The following is a 16,071-nucleotide window of genomic DNA, read 5'->3' as shown; positions in this document are numbered from 1 at the left end:
TTATCCGGAGAACATGCACATCACGCCAGTTTCGTCCGGCACGCGCCGGCGCCTCGCGCCCGCCCTGCTGCTGGCCCTGCCCCTGCTGTTGGCCCTGCCCCTGCTGCTGACCGCCTGCGGCGGCAGCAAGGCCGTCCGTTCCGCCCCGCCACCGCCTGCGGCAAGCTGGCCCAGCACCACACCGGACAACCCCGAAGCCGCCAATTCGGTGCTGATGCGTGCCATCAGCCTGGTCGGCACGCCCTATCGCTACGGCGGCAACACGCCCGAATCCGGCTTCGACTGCAGTGGCCTGGTCGCCTACGTCTACCGGGAAATGCTGGACCTGAAGCTGCCGCGGACCTCACGCGACCTGGCGGCGGTACAGGGGCCGAAGATCGACCCGAAGCGCCTGGCAACCGGCGACCTGGTCTTTTTTGGTAGTCGCGGCAGTGTCAGCCACGTCGGTATCTACGTGGGCGAAGGTCGATTCGTGCATGCCCCGAGCAGCGGCGGAACGGTCCGCCTGGATTCCCTCAGCGGCCCCTATTGGAAGGACCACTACACAGGGGCCAAACGTGTCCTTCGCTAAAATGAACAGGCGATATGTTCAAAAATGTGACAGGCATCACTGCGCAACTAACGATTTATTAACGGAATTTTTAACTTATTACNGCTTTTACAGGGCATGATGCCCCATCGTTTTTTTCCTTGTGACCGACGCGTGACGACAAACGACCCGACGTGCCAAGGCCAGACCGCCGTTTCTTCACGTAGTGTCCGCCCACTTCTGCTGGGCTTGGCATTGTGTCTGACCAGCCTTCCGGCCTGGTCGCAGTCCGCTCCCACCCGTACCGACGCGACCCCGGCTGCCACCGCCGAGACCGCTCCCCGCGCAGCCGCCAAGGCCGACGCCACCGCTCCGCAGCGCAGCCGCGCCGATGCCGCCGCCAGCGCCACTCTGGCCGCCCTGCTGCCGCACCTGGCCGCCAATGACACCATTCCCCTGATGGACCGCTCGGCCATGGTGGCCGGTGACCTCAGCCGCCTCCTCGCCAATTACGACACCAGCAGCGCCGCCAATGGCAGCGTCGTGGTCGGCAACGCTGCCGACAACGGCAAGGTGCAGTCGCTGCTGCGCCGGGCCATGACCCTGCTTGGTACGCCGTATCGTTGGGGCGGCAGTAATCCGGACAGCGGCTTCGACTGCAGCGGCCTGGTCGGTTACGTGTTCCGTTCGGCGCTGGGCATCGAGCTGCCGCGCGTCTCGCGCGAAATGGCGCATGACGCCAATGCCGAACTGATCAACGACCGCGCCGCGCTGGCTGCAGGTGATCTGGTGTTCTTCGGCCGCAAGGGCCGGGTCGACCACGTCGGCATCTATGTGGGCGATGGCCGCTTCCTGCACGCCCCGAGCACCGGCAAGGACGTCCGCGTCGACACTCTGCTCACCGGCTACTGGGGCAACAAGTTCATGCAGGCCCGCCGGGTCGACCTCTGAGCCTGGGTCATCTGCGCATTGCCTGAAAAGCCGCTGCCCTGCAGCGGCTTTTTTCATTGGGCGGCTGGCAGTAACCGGGGCCGCTGGCCGCTGGCCGCCGCTGGCTGCGTTGGTCCTTGATGTCGAGGTTGCAGTGACCGCGACAGGCCGACCGCGTTCGGCCACAGCATACCGGCGCGGGGCGGCGCGGCGGGTGCCCGGCTGGACCGCCCGCGTTGCCTGGGGGAAAGGAATGGCGGCAAGCCTGGAGATTCCATCGCGTTGCGCAATCTGGTTCGGTCAACCGCAGGCCGCCGAGCGGGGGGCGCTGGCGGCGGCCGGTTGGCAACTGCGCTGCGTCAGCCCTGCCCCTGCCATGGCCATCGGCCTGCGCAGCCGCGATCACCTGGTTGCCATCGTTGATCTTCGTTGCCTTGATACCGACGCCGTGCAGTTGCTGCTGCCGTGGATCGAGCGGCATCACCACCTGCCCTGGCTCGCCGTGCTGCCCGCTGGACTGGGAAGCGCTCCGCCCGCGTGGGGACCGCTGCTGCGCGCCTGCCGCGACCAGTTCGCGCTGCCGCTGGAACTGCACGATCTGCTGTCGGCAATGCAGCGACAGTCCGAGGGCGACGACGCGTTGCTGCACATTGTCCGCGAGTCCGGCAACCTGCCGGCGCTGATCGGCGACAGCACCGCCCTGCTGTCGGTGCGCGCCTCCCTGCATAAATTTGCTCCGGTCGACCTGCCGGTGCTGGTCACCGGCGAGACCGGCACCGGCAAGGAGCTGGCCGCACAGGCGCTGCATGCCTTGTCCGGCCGTGCCGGCAAACCGTTCCTGGCGATCAACTGCGGCGCGATCCCTGCCAATCTGGTGCAGTCCGAACTGTTCGGCCACGAGCGCGGGGCCTTCACCGGTGCCGCCCAACGCCGCATCGGACTGTTTGAAAGTGCCCACGGCGGCACCGTGTTCCTCGATGAAGTCGGCGACCTGCCCGCCGACGCACAGACCAGCCTGCTGCGGGTGCTGCAGGAGGGGACGCTGGAACGGGTCGGCAGCAACCAGCCGCTGCGTGTGGACGTGCGCGTACTGGCAGCCACCCACGTCGAACTGGAACAGGCGGTGGCCCAGGGCCACTTCCGCCGGGACCTTTACTACCGCCTCAATGTCCTACGCTTGCCGATGCCCGCGCTACGCGAACGCGGCAGCGATGTCCTGCTGTTGGCCGAGCACTTCCTGCGCGGTTTCCGGCAGCGCCACCCCGGCCGTGCACGCGGGTTTGATCCCGGCGCGCGCCAGGCCATGCGCGGGTTCGACTGGCCCGGCAACGTACGTGAGTTGTTGAACCGCGTGCAGCGGGCGGCGATCGTAGCCGAAGGCGAGCTGATCAGCGCCGCTGACCTGGACCTGGCAGAGCCGGACGCCCCTGCGCGGCGCGCGCTGCTGCAGGATGCGCGTGGCCAGGTGGAGCGCGATGTACTGCTGCAGGCCCTGCGCCAGCATGGCTACAACGTGTCGGCGTGCGCGCGGCACATGCAGATCTCGCGGGTCACGATATACCGGTTGTGCCGCAAGCATCATCTGGAGCTGCCGGCGCAGCGCTGACAACGCAGGAACCTGCACTGCCGGGCATGGCCCGACGCCGGCAAAGCGCGGCTGTGCAGCGCCGCGCCATGCCGGGCAGCCGCGCTTACAACATGTACGGCACCTTGAATGCCAGGGTGAAGTCCGGCGCATCCGGGGTCAGGCCGATGCCCAGCAGCGTCACCAGCGTGGTGTGCTGGTTCAACGCGTAGGTCACGCCGAGATTGAGCGAGGCCGCATTGGCATCGCTGCCGATCACCTTCACCCATTCACCGCCCTTGAACCGGGTCGAGGCGCGCGTGCTGATCTTGTCGCTGAAGGAAATGCTCAGGCTGGTGCGCTCGTTGAACGCGAATGCCACGCCGGCACCGAAGTACACCGAACCGCCCAGTTTCACATCGCCGGGGTTGACCGTGTCCGGGTTGCTGTCGATATCGCTGAAGCCGCGCGGGAACGAATGGATGTAGCCGGCGTTGGCGAACAGGATCGCCGGATCGGCGGTCTTCACCATCGATACGCCCAGGTTGGCCTGCCACACGCCGTTGCCGGTCGGCTGTTCCTGCGGCACCGCGAAGCGGATGTAGTCATCGTCATCGCGCTCGATTACTTTCCAGTCCAGGCCATAGGGTGCGCGGCCCGTTGGTGCGGTAACGCCACCGGTCAGCACCGTCTCCGGGCGCCAGCCGCGTTCGGAGAACAGCCGGTAATTGGCACTCAGGCTGACATCGCCGATGCCGCTGCCGTTGGTTTCTTCCTGCGCGATCGCCGCCGCAGCGCCGCCGGCACCGCCTTTCTGGTAGACCGTGCGCCGTGCCAGGTACGGCACGTCCATGTTCAAGGTGAGGTTGGGGCTGACGCCCCAGCGCGCGGCCAGGTTGTAGGTCAACGAATCGGATTCGACGTTCTCGATCGCGATGTTGCCAAGGAAGATCGCATCCAGGGCGAGGAACCCGTTGAGCGTCAGCTGCTTGCGGTCGTAGCGTGCATAGGTGAGGCCGTTCTCGATGGTGAACCGGCGCGAGAACAATGCCGCCTGCTGCTGCTTGACGTCATCCACGCTGCGCCGGGCCTCCTGCTTGGCCTGCTGTGCCTCGGCCGCGGTGCTGGCATAGCCTTCGCTGCTGGGCGGTACCGCGGATGCCGCAGCCGGCGCCAACGGCGCAGCGGGCGTCGCACCGGGGCCTGCGCGACCACTCAGCCGCGCCTGCATCGCCTGCACCTGCATGTCCAGTTCGCGCAGGCGTCGTACCTCCTGTGCGTAATTGACCTTGAGCTGTTCCAGTTGCGCGATCAATGCCTGCATGTCGGCGCCATCACTGGGCGCAGGCTGCTGGGCGAAGGCAGTGGCCGCCAGCGCCGCCAGCGCCAGCGGAGTAAGCCGGTAGAAAGTGTGCATGTCGGTGACCTGCGTTGTACGTCGGTTCCCCCGACCAGGCCGTGTTACTGGCCTGGGCCCATGCCGCGGTTCATCCCGATCGCCTGGGCCACGTTCTGGCTCAAGGGCAGGTTGTTGGCCGCGGTATTGCGTACCAGCTCCAGCTGCAGCCGGTTGCTGGCGGTCTGTCCATCGCCGGCCAGGGCAATGCCCTGCCCCACGCTGCCATTGCGGATCCACTGCTGTACCAGGCTCTGCCCATCAACCTGCAGCAGCAGGCGCGCCTGGTTGCCTTCGAGCATGGCGGTGGCAGTAGCCCCGCCCTGCTGTGCCTGCGCCATGCGGCTGCCGTCATCGCCCAGTGCGGTCGGCACCGCGCCGTCACGCACGGTCAGGGTGGTCACGTTGCGTGCGGTGTTGCCATCGCCGGCCACCTGCACGCTCTGCACCAGTCCGCTGGCATTGGCCAGGCCGGTACTGTCGATGCTGCGCCCCGCCGTTGCCGGCAACGGTGCGTCGGCGGCGGTAACGTGCACGCTTGGCTGGAAGCTCAGCCTGGGTGTACCGCCATTGCGGAAATCCATGCCCAGGGTCAGCGCGCCCTGCACCACCGCACCGTTGGGTCCCTGCCACTGCGAAATCATCGTCACCCCGAACCAGGCCACGTTGTTGCCGCCGACGGTGTAGCGGCCGCGCATCAGGTTCAGTTCGGGATCGGGTATTTCCTTCAGGCCTCGCCCCGGTGCACCGTCTGCCGCCATCAACGGCAACACCGGCAGCATCAGCAGCAGGGCGAGTACTACACGTTGGCATTGCATGATCGTGCCTCCTTCAGAACAGGTCGGCGTGGCTGAAGCCGAAGTCGACCAGTTCGGCATCGGTGATCGGTCCCTGCCGCGCATACAACGCGCGGGCACTGGGCCGTTCGCTGGGTTGCAGCAGCACCGTATTGCGATCGAAGTCGCTGCCGATCACGACGAAAACGGCGCGTGACGGCCAGGCGGCACTGAACTCGGCCAGTGACAGGCTGCGGTTGCCCAGGATCGGATCGGCCACTTCCACCACGCCGTCGCGCACCTGCTTGAGCACGACGAAATGCCGGAAGCCGCGTACATCCATCAGCACCAGTCCAGGAACCCGCAACGTGCGCAGGCGCGATTCATCGATGCGATAACCGCGTCCACGCATGCCCAGCGATTCGACATAGCGTTTGATGTCCAGCAGTGAAAAACCGCGTTCCTTGACCAGCTGTGGATCCGATACCCCCATCATTCCCTCGATCACCGTCGCCTCGGTGGTGTCCAGGTGGTAGGCATGACGCAGGATGGTGGCCAGAGCGGCCGCCCCGCAGCTGTAGTCGGTGTGCTGCCGCACCAGGTTGCGATAACGCCGCTCCTGCATGCTTTCCACCTTCTGCTGCAGCAGCGCGCCATTGGGCAGCACCCCGCTGAACACCACCTCGCCTGCCCAGCCACATGCGCTGGTCAGCAGCAGCAGGCAGGGCAGCAGACGCAACCACCAGTGATGACCAGCCATGCCGTTCTCCACGAGAAGGAAGGAGCCCCTGCCCCAAGGGGGAGGAGGGACAGGGGCCCCCGGGGGAACCCGGCCATTGGCGGATGGCCGGGCTTGTTGCGCTCAACGCAGGTTCGCTGCGAAAGCGGTCACGCCGTGGATCACTCGCCGCCGCCGGTCCCACCACCGGTGCTTGGCTGCGCCACGGCCAATGCCAGGCTGTTGGCCTGCAGGTTGCCGGTACCCGATGCCACGTTCACGCCGATGTTGCCGGACGCGCCGGAGAACGCGCTGCCGGACAGTGCCGAGGTGTTGGTCGCATCGACGTTCACCCAGCGGGTGGTGCTGACCGTGCCGCTGAGGCTGGCATACAGGTCGGCCACGCCCAGCTCGACGAACTGGCTGGTGCCGCTTTCACGCGTATCGAAGCCCAGGCCACCCACTCCCGGCCGGTTCGGGTTCATCGTTGCATTCTGGATCTCGTTGTCCAGATCGATGTGCCCGGTCGCATTGCCACCCGGATGCGGCAGATCGCCACTCCACGAATCGAGGTAGTAGTTGGCCATCTGGTAGGCATTGCCGGTGCCGCGATAGGTACCGGCACCCACGGCCAGGGTACCGCCTGCGACGCGACCGCTCAGGCCGACCTGAACCGTATCGGTGTAGGACTGCACGAAGCCGGCGTTGGACACGGTGTTGCCGGTGGACACCTGGTTGGAGCTGATGCTCGACTGTGCCATCGCACTGGTTGCCACCGAGGCTGCGAGCGCGTTCTTCTGCTCGTTGTTGTTGCCCGAGGCGATGTTCACGCCGATGTTGCCCGAGGCGCCGCCGAAGGCATTGCCACCGAGGCCGGCGGCGTTGGTGACGCCGGAGTTCATGGTGGTGTTGCCGAAGCCGGCCTGGTTGACGAACACCTCGGCGTCGGCCATGCCGAAGCTGAAGGAAGCGTCCGCAGCGGACAGCGACGCAGCATTGTCCTGCGCGTTGTTGTCGCCGGCCACCACGTTGAAGCCGAGATTGCCGGAGGCACCCGCACCGACATCATCGGCGATCGATGCACTGTTGCTGACCAGGCTGTTGCCGGTGAGGTTGTTGCTGATCGACTGGCGGTTGTCGATCACGGCGATGGCTGCCGAATCCAGGTCGATGTCACCGGTGATGGTCGGATCGCCGGAGAAGTTGATGTCCGAGCTCAGCCGCAGATCCTTCTCCAGGTTCACGTCGACGCCGTGGTTGTTCTTTTCCTTGCGCTCGTCGGCCTGGATGTTGCTGTTCTTCTGCACCTGCTCGTTGACGTTCACCGTGCGGGTACGGCTCACGTTCGAGGTGTCGGTGTTGTTGCGTACCGTGGTGTTGGTGCGGGTCCAGTTGCGGACTTCGTTGTCGGTATGGTTGTGGGTGTCGTTGCGGGTTTCGGTCACGACATGGTTGTGGCTGATGTTCGCATTGGCATTCTGGTTGTCCCAGCCATTGGCCGCAGCAGCGGTCGAGGCAGTGGCAATTGCCATGGCGAGTACGGTCTTTTTGACAGTCGCTTTCATGGTGCCCTCTCTCTCATCAGGTGATTGGTTCGGGTGGGTGGTACTCACGGGTTGCCCTGCACGACCAGGCCCAGAACATTGGCCGTATCGTTTCGCGCTCCCGCGATCTGATTGAGTTGCAGGACACCGTCGAAGCCCCGCAGTGCCGTCGACGCAACGCCGACACTGCGGATACCCGCCGCAACACCGTCACCGGTGTCGCCCTGCCCCCCTGCTGACGCGATGTCCGAGGCGGCCAACGCCGTGTCATCGGACTCGCGTATTCCTTGCCGGGCCAGCGTCGCGCTGACGACGTTGAGCGTCGTGTTGGCGATGCCGCTGGCCTGGTTGATCGATGCAATGCCGCTGGCGCCTGCCAATGCCTGTCCGGCGATGTGCGCGCTGGCTTCCAGTGGTGCCGAAAGCACGACGTCGTTGCTGTGCTGCTGGCGCGCAGCGATGGCGACGTCGGCGCGGTCGCCGCTGGCCATGCCATGCAGATTGGCCTGGATGTTGAGATCGCCCGCCGCCTGGTTGATGGCGATGGCACCACTGGCACCGGCCAGCGCGCGACCGTCGATGCGGGTCACGTCGAGGTAGGCCAGCATGCCGCTGTAGTCGTCGGCCAGCGCTGTGGCGGGCAATGCCAGCCAGGCCGCCAGCAGCACTGCGCGCTTCATTTGCCACCCGCCTGCGCCGGAGCGCCCAGCGGGAACTGCGACAGTGCGCCACGCACGGTATCGCCGATGCCGCGCGTGGTATTGCCGACCGCCCCCAGCGGGCCGCTCATCGCACCGCTGAGGCTGCTGCCGCTCATCATCCCCTCGCCCGAGCGTCCAAGGGTTCCGCCCAGGGCCTGCTGCGTCACCCGCTCGACAGTGGTGACGCCGTGCGCATGCACGCTACCGGTCTGGCCAGCGCCGAGGCCGGCGTAGTCGTCATCGCTGAGTTCATCCATGCCGCTGGCAGCGCCGCTGCTGCCGAGTGCGGCGGCGATCTCATGCTGCGGTTTCGGATCGGCGATCAACGCCACGCCGGGCGGCGCCATGCGGTAGGCCGGGCGTGTAGACACGTCGCGCAGCAGGACGATCTCACCCGGCTGCGCCTTCACCCCTTGACGGGCACCCGAGGCCGCAGCCGCCAGCGGAACGGCCAGCACCAGCAACAGCGCAAGCTGCCGGCCGGAAACAGTGAAAAGGGTGGTGCTGCCTTCCATGCCGCTCTCCCGTTGCATATGCGCAGGGAGAGAGCAGCTTTCGTGCCAACACCGGAAGTCCGTCGCAGCGGGGGTTTGACGGGTAACACCACGGCGGCATGACGCCACAGTGTTACAACTTCGTTCGGATTCCGTTCGTCTTAACGCGCAGGAAACACCACTGCGCAAGGCGCCATCGGGGCTGTATCAGCCGTGTTACAGCGGCTGATACAGCACGTTGCAGTGCCCCTTCAGGCGCGCGGCGGGCTCGGGTCGGGGTCATCGATGCCGACATTGGTGGACGGGTTGTCGTACACCGCCTGGTCGAGCAGGCCGGTTTCCTTGGCCACCAGCACCGGCACCAGCATCTGTCCGGTCACGTTGGTCATCGTGCGCATCATGTCCAGGATGCGGTCGATCGCATACAGGTAACCGATGGTTTCCAGCGGCAGGTTGGCCGCACTCAGCACCACCGTTGCCATGATCACCGCCGTACCAGGCACGCCGGCGGTGCCGAAGCTGCCCAGCACCGAAGCGATCAGCACCACCACGTACTGCTCCGGCGTCAGCGGCACACCGCTGTACTGGGCAATGAACACCGCGCACAGCGCCGGATAGATCGCACCGCAGCCGTCCATCTTGATGCTCGCGCCCAGCGGCACCGCGAACGAACCGTAGTCCTTGTTCACGCCCAGGTTGTGGGTGATCGAGCGCAGCGCGACCGGCATCGCCGCGAAGCTGGAGGAACTGACGAAGGCCACCTGCATGCCCGGCGCCGCGCCACGGAAGAACTTCAGCGGGTTCAGGCCATGCGCCAGCAGCAGCGCGCTGTACACCACCACGATGTGCAGCGCGCAGGCCACGTACAGCGCCAGCACGAAGTGGCCCAACGGCAGCAGCTTCTCGAAGCCGTAGCTGCCGACCAGGCCGGCAATCAGGCCGAAGGTGCCGATCGGGGTGACTTCCAGCACGAAGCGGGTCACCTGGATCATGATGTCGCTCATCTGCCCGACCAGCTTGCGCGCTTCGGTCACCTTCTCGCCGAGCTTGACGATGGCAAAGCCGACCAGGCCAGCGAAGAAGATCACCGGCAGGATCGAACCACGGCCCGCCGCCAGCACGGTCTCACCAGCGGCGTTGACCTTGGTGCCGATACCCGACAGCGCGTAGAACACGTTGGACGGCACCACATCCAGCAGCACCTGCACCACGCTGGGCACTTCGCGCGGCACATAGTTGCTGGCCATCGACAGCTGCAGGCCACCGGCGCCGGGCTGCAGCAACGTACCCACGCCCAGGCCCACGCATACCGCCAACGCAGCAGTGATCACAAACCACAGGAACGTGCGCCCGCTGAGCGCGGCGACCGATTTCTGGCCGTGCAGTGAAGAGATCGCGTTGATCACCGCGAAGAACACCAGCGGCACCGCGATCATCTTGATCAGCGTGACGTACAGCTCGCCGAGCGGGCCGAACCAGGTTTCAGCAGCCGGGCCAAGCGCCCAGCCGGCCAGCGCACCGAGCACGAAGCCACCGACCACGCGCTGCCAGAATGGAATCCGCAGCCAGGCAGAGACCAGCTTCATAGGCAATCCAAGGGGGTAGGAAGGGATGCTGGCACGATAGCCCAAGGCGGGCCGCAGAACGACCGCCCGCATGGCAAATCAGTGTGTCATCGGCGTGCCTTGCAGGGCCGGGCATAATGAACGTCCCGTTACACTTTGTGAGATCCCAGCGTCCATGCGTCGTTCCGTCTCCCTGTTGGCCGCCTGCGCCACGACCCTGCTGCTCGGCGCCTGCGCCAGCACTGCCCCCGCGTCCGCTCCAGCCGGCCTGAAGGTCAGCGTTGCCCCCGTTGCCCACCCTGCCGGTGAAACCCCGCAGTGGTGGTACCGCAGCGGCGCTGCGCAGGCAGCGGCGAACGGCGCGATGTCCGGCAAGGCCAAGAACGTCATCCTGTTCCTGGGCGACGGCATGAGCCTGACCACGGTGGCCGCCTCGCGCATCTACGAAGGCCAGCAGAAGGGCGGCTCCGGTGAAGAAAACCTGCTGTCGTGGGAGCGGTTCCCCGCCACCGCGTTCAGCAAGACCTACAACACCGATTCGCAGACCCCGGATTCGGCCGGCACCATGACCGCCATCACCACCGGCGTGAAGACCCACATGGGTGCGATCGGCGTCAGTGCCGGCATCCGCACCGACTGCGCCGACAGCCTGTCCAAGGGCCTGCTGACCTGGCTGCAGCTGGCCGACAGCGCCGGCCTGGCCACTGGCGTGGTCTCCACCGCGCGCCTGACCCACGCCACGCCGGCCGCAACCTATGCGCACTCGCCCGAGCGCAACTGGGAAAACGACACCGACCTGACCGAGGCGGCCAAGGCCGCCGGCTGCAAGGACATCGCCCAGCAGCTGCTGTCGACCTCGCGCTACGGCCGCGGCCCGCTGGTCGCCCTGGGCGGTGGTCGCGGTGAGTTCACCACCGTGGAAGAGCGCGACCCCGAGTACGACGACAAGGTCGGCCAGCGCCTGGACGGTCGCAGCCTGGTGCAGGAATGGCAGCAGGCGCACCCGCAGGGCGCCTACGTGTGGAACAGCAAGCAGCTGCAGGCCGCCGCCAACGCTCCGGCGATCCTCGGCCTGTTCGAGCCCGACCACATGCGCTACGAATACGAACGCCCGCAGGATCCGGCCGGTGAGCCGAGCCTGGCCGAGCTGACCGCTGCGGCGATCAAGAACCTGTCGCGCCATCAGGAAGGCTACGTGCTGATGATCGAAGGCGCGCGCATCGACCACGCCAACCACAGCGGCAACGCCTACCGTGCGCTGACCGAAACCGTGGCCCTGTCCGATGCCGTGCGCGTGGCCAACGAGCTCACCTCGGCCGATGACACCCTGATCATCGTCACTGCCGATCATTCGCACACCCTGAACTTCGTCGGCTACCCGGCCCGCGGCAATCCGATCCTGGGCAAGGTGAAGGACAAGGGTGGCGAAGATGGTGCCGGCAAGCTCGACTACGCGCTGGATGGCAACGGCCAGCCGTACACCACCCTGAGCTACGCCAACGGCCCCGGCCATACCGGCACCAGCAACCAGCAACCGGCCGGCCCGAAGCGCTACCCGCACAACCCCAGCAGCTTCGAGCCGGCCAACGGCCGCCCGAACCTGCACGACGTCGATACCGAGCATCCGGATTACATGCAGGAAGCGCTGGTACCGATGAAGTCCGAATCGCATGGTGGCGAGGACGTCGGCATCTGGGCACGCGGCCCCGGCAGCAAGGCGATCCGCGGCACCCTGGAGCAGAACGCGATCTACCACATGATCGTGCAGGCCACCCCGGCCCTGCGCGATCGCCTGTGCCAGGCCGGCACCTGCGACGACAAGGGCGTACCGGTGGAACTGCCGGCACCGGCCACCTTCGAACGCAGGGCCGAGGCCAAGTGATGGCGCGGCCGGCACGCTCTGCGCTGGGCAGCCTCCGCCCTGCGCGCTGGCTGGCCCTGCTGGGCGTGCTGGCCAGCCCATGGGCGTCGGCGCAGGGCCCGGCCTGCAAGGTCATGACCGAAGAACACGGATTGTGGATGCTGCCCGGCTGCGAGGTCGTCGATGACAAGCCGCAGATCAGCGCGGAGACCCTGCAGGATCTTCCCTACGACGGCGATGGCCTGGCGCTGGTACAGACCGCCGATGGCTTCCACTACGTCGACCGTCGCGGCCGCAGCCAGGCGGTGATCGCTTGGGACAACGGCGCAGACCCGCTGCAGGAAGGCCTGTTCCGCGGCCGCGTCGGCGATCGCGTGGGTTATTTCAACGCTGCCTTCGAGCAGGTGATTGCGGCCACGTTCGATTTTGCCTGGCCGTTCCAGGACGGCGTGGCCGAGGTCTGCAACGGCTGCCGCCGGGGCACGCCCGATGGCGACGGGCATACGCCGATGGAAGGCGGTGAGTGGTTCCGCATCGATCGTTCCGGTCGTCGAGTGAAGTAAGGGTTTTTCGGCAGGGCTGCGCCCTGCACCTGCCGACGCCAGGCAACGGCAACGGCCAAAGCAACAGCAGGCATTCCGTGGGATGGCGGGGTGGGCCCGGCCTTCGACAGTTTCCTGCGCTCTGTCGGAACGGGGTGGCCTTCCCTTGGTGGGTGTCGACCTTGGTCGACACGGGAATGGCCCAGAATTTCATTCGATATCTGACAGATTTCATCCACGCATNGCGTGNATCTACTGGCCACCGGCCAACTGTCGGAGGCGGTGCACTGTGGGTTTGCGGGGTGTGAGCCGCATGGATGCGGCGACCAAGCCTCCATGGACGGATTCACGGCGTCCCCGCAAACCCACAGTGCACCGCCATCCCACGGAATGCCCGCTGTTGCCTTGGCTGTTGCGCTTGCATCGGCGGGTGCAGGGCGCAGCCCTGCCGACTCATCCACCCACCCTATACTTGCCGCCGTGACTGCCTTCCCCGCCCTCGTTCCGCTTGATGCACCGCTGCTGGTCGGCTACAGCGGCGGCCTGGATTCCACCGTGCTGCTGCACTGGCTGTGGCGATCGGCACAGGCGGCCGGCACGCCGCTGCGTGCCATGCACGTACACCATGGCCTGCAACCGGTTGCCGATGACTGGGTGCAGCACTGCCAGCAGCAATGCGCGGTGCTGGGCATCGAACTGGCCGTGCACCACGTGCAGGTCAGCCGTGATGACGGCCATGGCATCGAAGGGGCCGCCCGGCTGGCACGTCGCGCTGCATTCAGCGCCGAGCTGCAGGCCGGGGAAACCCTGGCGCTGGCCCAGCACCGGGACGACCAGGCCGAGACCTTCCTGCTGCGCGCGTTGCGCGGTTCGGGCATCGATGGGCTGGCGGCGATGACCGCTGACAGCCGCCTTGAGGGCCATCGGCTGTGGCGGCCATTGCTCGATGTGCCGCGCAGCGCACTGCAGGCTTACGCGACGACACACGGCCTGCAGTGGATCGAAGACCCCAGCAACGGCGAAGACCACGCCGACCGCAATTTCCTGCGCCTGCGGGTACTGCCACTGCTGCGCCAGCGCTGGCCGCATGCCACCGCCGCATTGGCCGGCAGCGCCGCGCATTGCGCGCAGACCCGTGCATTGCTCGATGAAGAAGACGCCGAACTGCTCGCTCACCTGGAAGTGGCACCCCGGGTGCTGTCGCTGGAGCTGCTGCGCCAGGTTGCACCGGAGCGTGCTGCGCGCGTGCTGCGTGCGTGGGTGCGCCGCCATGGCGCAGCCCCGTTGCCGGCGCATGTGCTGCGGCAAGTACAGAACGAATTGATGGCCGCAGGCGCCGATCGGCAGTCGCAGGTGCGTTGGCAGCAGCACGCCATCCGCCAGTGGCGCCAGCACGCCTACCTGCTGCCGGCAGCGTTGCCGTCACTGCCGAAGGACTGGCAGGCGGCATGGGACGGCCGCGCGCCGCTGCGGCTGCCCGACGGTGGCCAGCTGCGCCTGCTCGGCACGGACGGCTTCGAACATCCGCTGGACCTGCGTGCCCGCCAGGGCGGCGAGCGCATCGTGCTCCCCGGCCGTACGCATTCATCCGCGTTGAAGGATTGCCTGCAGCGCGAGCACCTGGCGCCCTGGCGACGTGCACAGCTGCCCCTGCTGTTCGATCAGGGGCAGCTGCTGGCGGCCGCCGATGTAGTCATTGCCGCACCGCTGCAGGCCTGGCTGCAGGCACGCAATGCGCAGTTGCAGTGGCATCCGGGCGGCTGGTGAATTGACCCTCGCGCGCGCGCCGTCCACACTTGTCGCATGGCCAAGAAGTCCCCCGAAAACGCCTCCCCGGTCGCCCAGTTCGAGCAGTCGCTCGAATCGCTGGAACAGCTGGTGGAGCAGATGGAAACCGGTGAGTTGAGCCTGGAAGCCTCGCTCAGTGCTTACGAACGTGGCGTTGGTCTGTACCGCCAGTGCCAGCAGGCGCTGGAGCAGGCCGAACTGCGCGTGCGCCTGCTCAGCGATCCGGCCCAGCCCGACACCGCCGAACCCTTCGATCCGCCCAGCCATGACGGCTGAGGCGTTGTTCGCGCGCTGGCGCGACCGTATCGAAAGCCAGCTCGACGCTGCGCTGCCGTCTCCGGCCGACGCCCCGCAACGCCTGCACCAGGCGATGCGCCATTCCGTGCTCGGTGGCGGCAAGCGCATGCGCCCCTTGCTGGTCTATGCCGCCGGCCAGGTGTTCGGCGCGCCCCTGGACAGGCTTGATGCCGCGGCGATGGCGGTGGAACTGATCCACGCCTACTCGCTGGTGCACGACGACCTGCCGGCGATGGACGACGATGCCCTGCGCCGTGGCAAGCCCACCACCCACATCGCCTTCGACGAAGCCACCGCGATCCTCGCCGGCGACGCCCTGCAGACCCGTGCGTTCGGCCTGCTCGCCGATGCACCGCTGCCGGCGGCATTGCGCGTGGCGTGCCTGCAGACCCTGGCCCATGCCTCCGGCGCGGCCGGCATGTGCGGCGGCCAGGCGCTGGACATCGATGCCACGGGCCAGCAGCAGTCGCTGGCAGCCCTCACCCGCATGCATGCGCTGAAGACCGGTGCGCTGATCCGCGCTGCGGTGCGCATGGGCGCGTTGTGCGGTGATGCGCCCGAACCCGTGCTGGCCCAGCTCGACGGTTTCGCCGATGCGCTCGGCCTGGCCTTCCAGGTCCGCGATGACATCCTCGATGTCGAAGCCAGTTCCGAACAGCTCGGCAAGACCGCCGGCAAGGACCAGGCCCAGGACAAGAGCACCTTCCCTGCCCTGCTCGGCATGGACGGTGCCAAGGCGCAGCTGCGCGAACTGTCCGCGCGCATGCAGCAGGCGCTGGCGGGCTATCACGAAGAAGCCGATGCGCTGCGCGCGCTGGCCACGCTGGCCGTGGAACGCGATCACTGACTGCAGGCATGGATCTGCCACGCCGCGCGCTCGCCAGGCATGGCCCGGCGCCACCCTGTCCGCCATACACGGAAACGCCCGGCATTGCCGGGCGTTTCTTGTTGCGTCGTTGATCGTTGCCGCTTACTTGATCAGGCGCAGCGCGAACGGATAACGGTAGGCTTCGCCGTTGTTGGCCTTCACCGCAGCGATGATGCTGAAGACCAGGCTGAGCAGGCCGACGATCGGCGCCAGGAACATGCCGATGATCACGAAGCTCAGGATGATGCAGACGAACATCGCGATGGAAACGGTGATCTGGAAGTTCAGCGCTTCCTTGGCCTGGTCGGTGACGAAGGCCTTGCTGGCGTCATCCTTGTTGATCAGCCAGATGATCAGTGCACCGATGAACCAGGTGAAGATGCCCAGCAGGTGCGCCGCCAGGGCCATGGTGCGCTGGTCAGCGGGTACGCTGCTGGCCGCCGGGACAGTCTCGAATTCACTCACGACAAAACTCCTTTTTTTTGGGGTGGTCTTGAC

16 protein-coding genes are annotated in these 16,071 nt (G+C 66.7%); 8 read left to right on the top strand and 8 right to left on the bottom strand.

Annotated features, from left to right (window positions below; genetic code table 11):
* The first annotated feature begins 13 nt into the window (after positions 1 to 13).
* From TEP_RS05335 to TEP_RS05325, 3 genes are all read left to right on the top strand, one after another.
* Entirely contained in the window at positions 14 to 571 is a 558-nt protein-coding gene (locus TEP_RS05335; protein WP_132826456.1) for a C40 family peptidase, read from the top strand.
* Positions 572 to 703: 132 nt separating this feature from the next.
* Positions 704 to 1,480 carry a C40 family peptidase gene (locus tag TEP_RS05330; protein ID WP_132824536.1) on the top strand — a complete coding sequence of 259 codons (777 nt, stop codon included), beginning with the start codon at positions 704 to 706 and terminating at the stop codon, positions 1,478 to 1,480.
* Between the two features lie 232 nt (positions 1,481 to 1,712).
* A complete protein-coding gene (locus TEP_RS05325; RefSeq protein WP_132824535.1) occupies positions 1,713 to 3,065 on the top strand; it encodes a sigma-54 dependent transcriptional regulator in 1,353 nt (450 codons plus the stop codon).
* 85 nt (positions 3,066 to 3,150) lie between these two features.
* Here TEP_RS05325 and TEP_RS05320 read toward each other — a convergent pair whose 3' ends face one another.
* From TEP_RS05320 to TEP_RS05290, 7 genes are all read right to left on the bottom strand, one after another.
* A complete protein-coding gene (locus TEP_RS05320; RefSeq protein ID WP_132824534.1) occupies positions 3,151 to 4,440 on the bottom strand; it encodes a transporter in 1,290 nt (429 codons plus the stop codon).
* 44 nt (positions 4,441 to 4,484) lie between these two features.
* Positions 4,485 to 5,237 (bottom strand): hypothetical protein, encoded by a 753-nt coding sequence (locus TEP_RS05315; protein ID WP_132824533.1) that lies wholly within the window; start codon positions 5,235 to 5,237, stop codon positions 4,485 to 4,487.
* Between the two features lie 13 nt (positions 5,238 to 5,250).
* A complete protein-coding gene (locus TEP_RS05310) occupies positions 5,251 to 5,955 on the bottom strand; it encodes a C39 family peptidase (RefSeq protein WP_132824532.1) in 705 nt (234 codons plus the stop codon).
* A gap of 140 nt (positions 5,956 to 6,095) precedes the next feature.
* Entirely contained in the window at positions 6,096 to 7,478 is a 1,383-nt protein-coding gene (locus tag TEP_RS05305; protein WP_132824531.1) for an adhesin, read from the bottom strand.
* A 44-nt stretch (positions 7,479 to 7,522) separates the two neighbouring features.
* Positions 7,523 to 8,137, bottom strand: a complete 615-nt coding sequence (locus TEP_RS05300) for a hypothetical protein (protein WP_132824530.1) — start codon at positions 8,135 to 8,137, stop codon at positions 7,523 to 7,525.
* Complete coding sequence (locus TEP_RS05295; RefSeq protein WP_132824529.1) at positions 8,134 to 8,673, bottom strand: hypothetical protein; 540 nt, start codon at positions 8,671 to 8,673, stop codon at positions 8,134 to 8,136. The genes TEP_RS05300 and TEP_RS05295 overlap by 4 nt, the downstream gene beginning before the upstream one ends.
* Before the next feature lie 230 nt (positions 8,674 to 8,903).
* Positions 8,904 to 10,238: a dicarboxylate/amino acid:cation symporter gene (locus TEP_RS05290; RefSeq protein WP_132824528.1), complete on the bottom strand. Its 1,335-nt coding sequence runs from the start codon at positions 10,236 to 10,238 to the stop codon at positions 8,904 to 8,906.
* Between the two features lie 154 nt (positions 10,239 to 10,392).
* Between TEP_RS05290 and TEP_RS05285 the strand changes: the two genes are divergently transcribed.
* The 5 genes from TEP_RS05285 to TEP_RS05265 all read left to right on the top strand — a co-directional run bounded on the left by TEP_RS05285 (position 10,393) and on the right by TEP_RS05265 (position 15,552).
* Positions 10,393 to 12,099, top strand: coding sequence for an alkaline phosphatase (locus tag TEP_RS05285; RefSeq protein ID WP_132824527.1), 1,707 nt, complete (start codon positions 10,393 to 10,395; stop codon positions 12,097 to 12,099).
* Positions 12,096 to 12,641, top strand: a complete 546-nt coding sequence (locus tag TEP_RS05280) for a WG repeat-containing protein (RefSeq protein WP_132824526.1) — start codon at positions 12,096 to 12,098, stop codon at positions 12,639 to 12,641. Before TEP_RS05285 ends, TEP_RS05280 begins: the two co-directional genes overlap by 4 nt.
* Positions 12,642 to 13,100: 459 nt before the next feature.
* Positions 13,101 to 14,387 (top strand): tRNA lysidine(34) synthetase TilS, encoded by a 1,287-nt coding sequence (tilS, locus tag TEP_RS05275; protein WP_132824525.1) that lies wholly within the window; start codon positions 13,101 to 13,103, stop codon positions 14,385 to 14,387.
* Positions 14,388 to 14,423: 36 nt separating this feature from the next.
* On the top strand, positions 14,424 to 14,684 hold the full coding sequence (locus tag TEP_RS05270; RefSeq protein WP_065174877.1) for an exodeoxyribonuclease VII small subunit: 261 nt from the start codon (positions 14,424 to 14,426) through the stop codon (positions 14,682 to 14,684).
* Positions 14,674 to 15,552, top strand: a complete 879-nt coding sequence (locus tag TEP_RS05265; protein ID WP_132824524.1) for a farnesyl diphosphate synthase — start codon at positions 14,674 to 14,676, stop codon at positions 15,550 to 15,552. The genes TEP_RS05270 and TEP_RS05265 overlap by 11 nt, the downstream gene beginning before the upstream one ends.
* Before the next feature lie 123 nt (positions 15,553 to 15,675).
* Here the strand turns inward: TEP_RS05265 and TEP_RS05260 are convergent, their stop codons facing one another.
* On the bottom strand, positions 15,676 to 16,038 hold the full coding sequence (locus TEP_RS05260) for a DUF4870 domain-containing protein (protein WP_132824523.1): 363 nt from the start codon (positions 16,036 to 16,038) through the stop codon (positions 15,676 to 15,678).
* Positions 16,039 to 16,071 lie beyond the last annotated feature (33 nt).

The organism is Stenotrophomonas sp. TEPEL (genome assembly GCF_004348785.1).
Lineage (GTDB): Bacteria > Pseudomonadota > Gammaproteobacteria > Xanthomonadales > Xanthomonadaceae > Stenotrophomonas > Stenotrophomonas indicatrix.
Note: the sequence above shows the minus strand (reverse complement) of the source record. Positions and strands in the feature narration are given on the sequence as shown.

Excerpts from the sequence above, each read along its gene's own strand:
- TEP_RS05335 (WP_132826456.1), top strand. The coding sequence starts at position 14 with ATGCACATCACGCCAGTTTCGTCCGGCACGCGCCGGCGCCTCGCGCCC.
- TEP_RS05325 (WP_132824535.1), top strand. The coding sequence starts at position 1,713 with ATGGCGGCAAGCCTGGAGATTCCATCGCGTTGCGCAATCTGGTTCGGT.
- TEP_RS05320 (WP_132824534.1), bottom strand. The coding sequence starts at position 4,440 with ATGCACACTTTCTACCGGCTTACTCCGCTGGCGCTGGCGGCGCTGGCG.
- TEP_RS05315 (WP_132824533.1), bottom strand. The coding sequence starts at position 5,237 with ATGCAATGCCAACGTGTAGTACTCGCCCTGCTGCTGATGCTGCCGGTG.
- TEP_RS05310 (WP_132824532.1), bottom strand. The coding sequence starts at position 5,955 with ATGGCTGGTCATCACTGGTGGTTGCGTCTGCTGCCCTGCCTGCTGCTG.
- TEP_RS05305 (WP_132824531.1), bottom strand. The coding sequence starts at position 7,478 with ATGAAAGCGACTGTCAAAAAGACCGTACTCGCCATGGCAATTGCCACT.
- TEP_RS05300 (WP_132824530.1), bottom strand. The coding sequence starts at position 8,137 with ATGAAGCGCGCAGTGCTGCTGGCGGCCTGGCTGGCATTGCCCGCCACA.
- TEP_RS05295 (WP_132824529.1), bottom strand. The coding sequence starts at position 8,673 with ATGGAAGGCAGCACCACCCTTTTCACTGTTTCCGGCCGGCAGCTTGCG.
- TEP_RS05290 (WP_132824528.1), bottom strand. The coding sequence starts at position 10,238 with ATGAAGCTGGTCTCTGCCTGGCTGCGGATTCCATTCTGGCAGCGCGTG.
- TEP_RS05285 (WP_132824527.1), top strand. The coding sequence starts at position 10,393 with ATGCGTCGTTCCGTCTCCCTGTTGGCCGCCTGCGCCACGACCCTGCTG.
- TEP_RS05270 (WP_065174877.1), top strand. The coding sequence starts at position 14,424 with ATGGCCAAGAAGTCCCCCGAAAACGCCTCCCCGGTCGCCCAGTTCGAG.
- TEP_RS05265 (WP_132824524.1), top strand. The coding sequence starts at position 14,674 with ATGACGGCTGAGGCGTTGTTCGCGCGCTGGCGCGACCGTATCGAAAGC.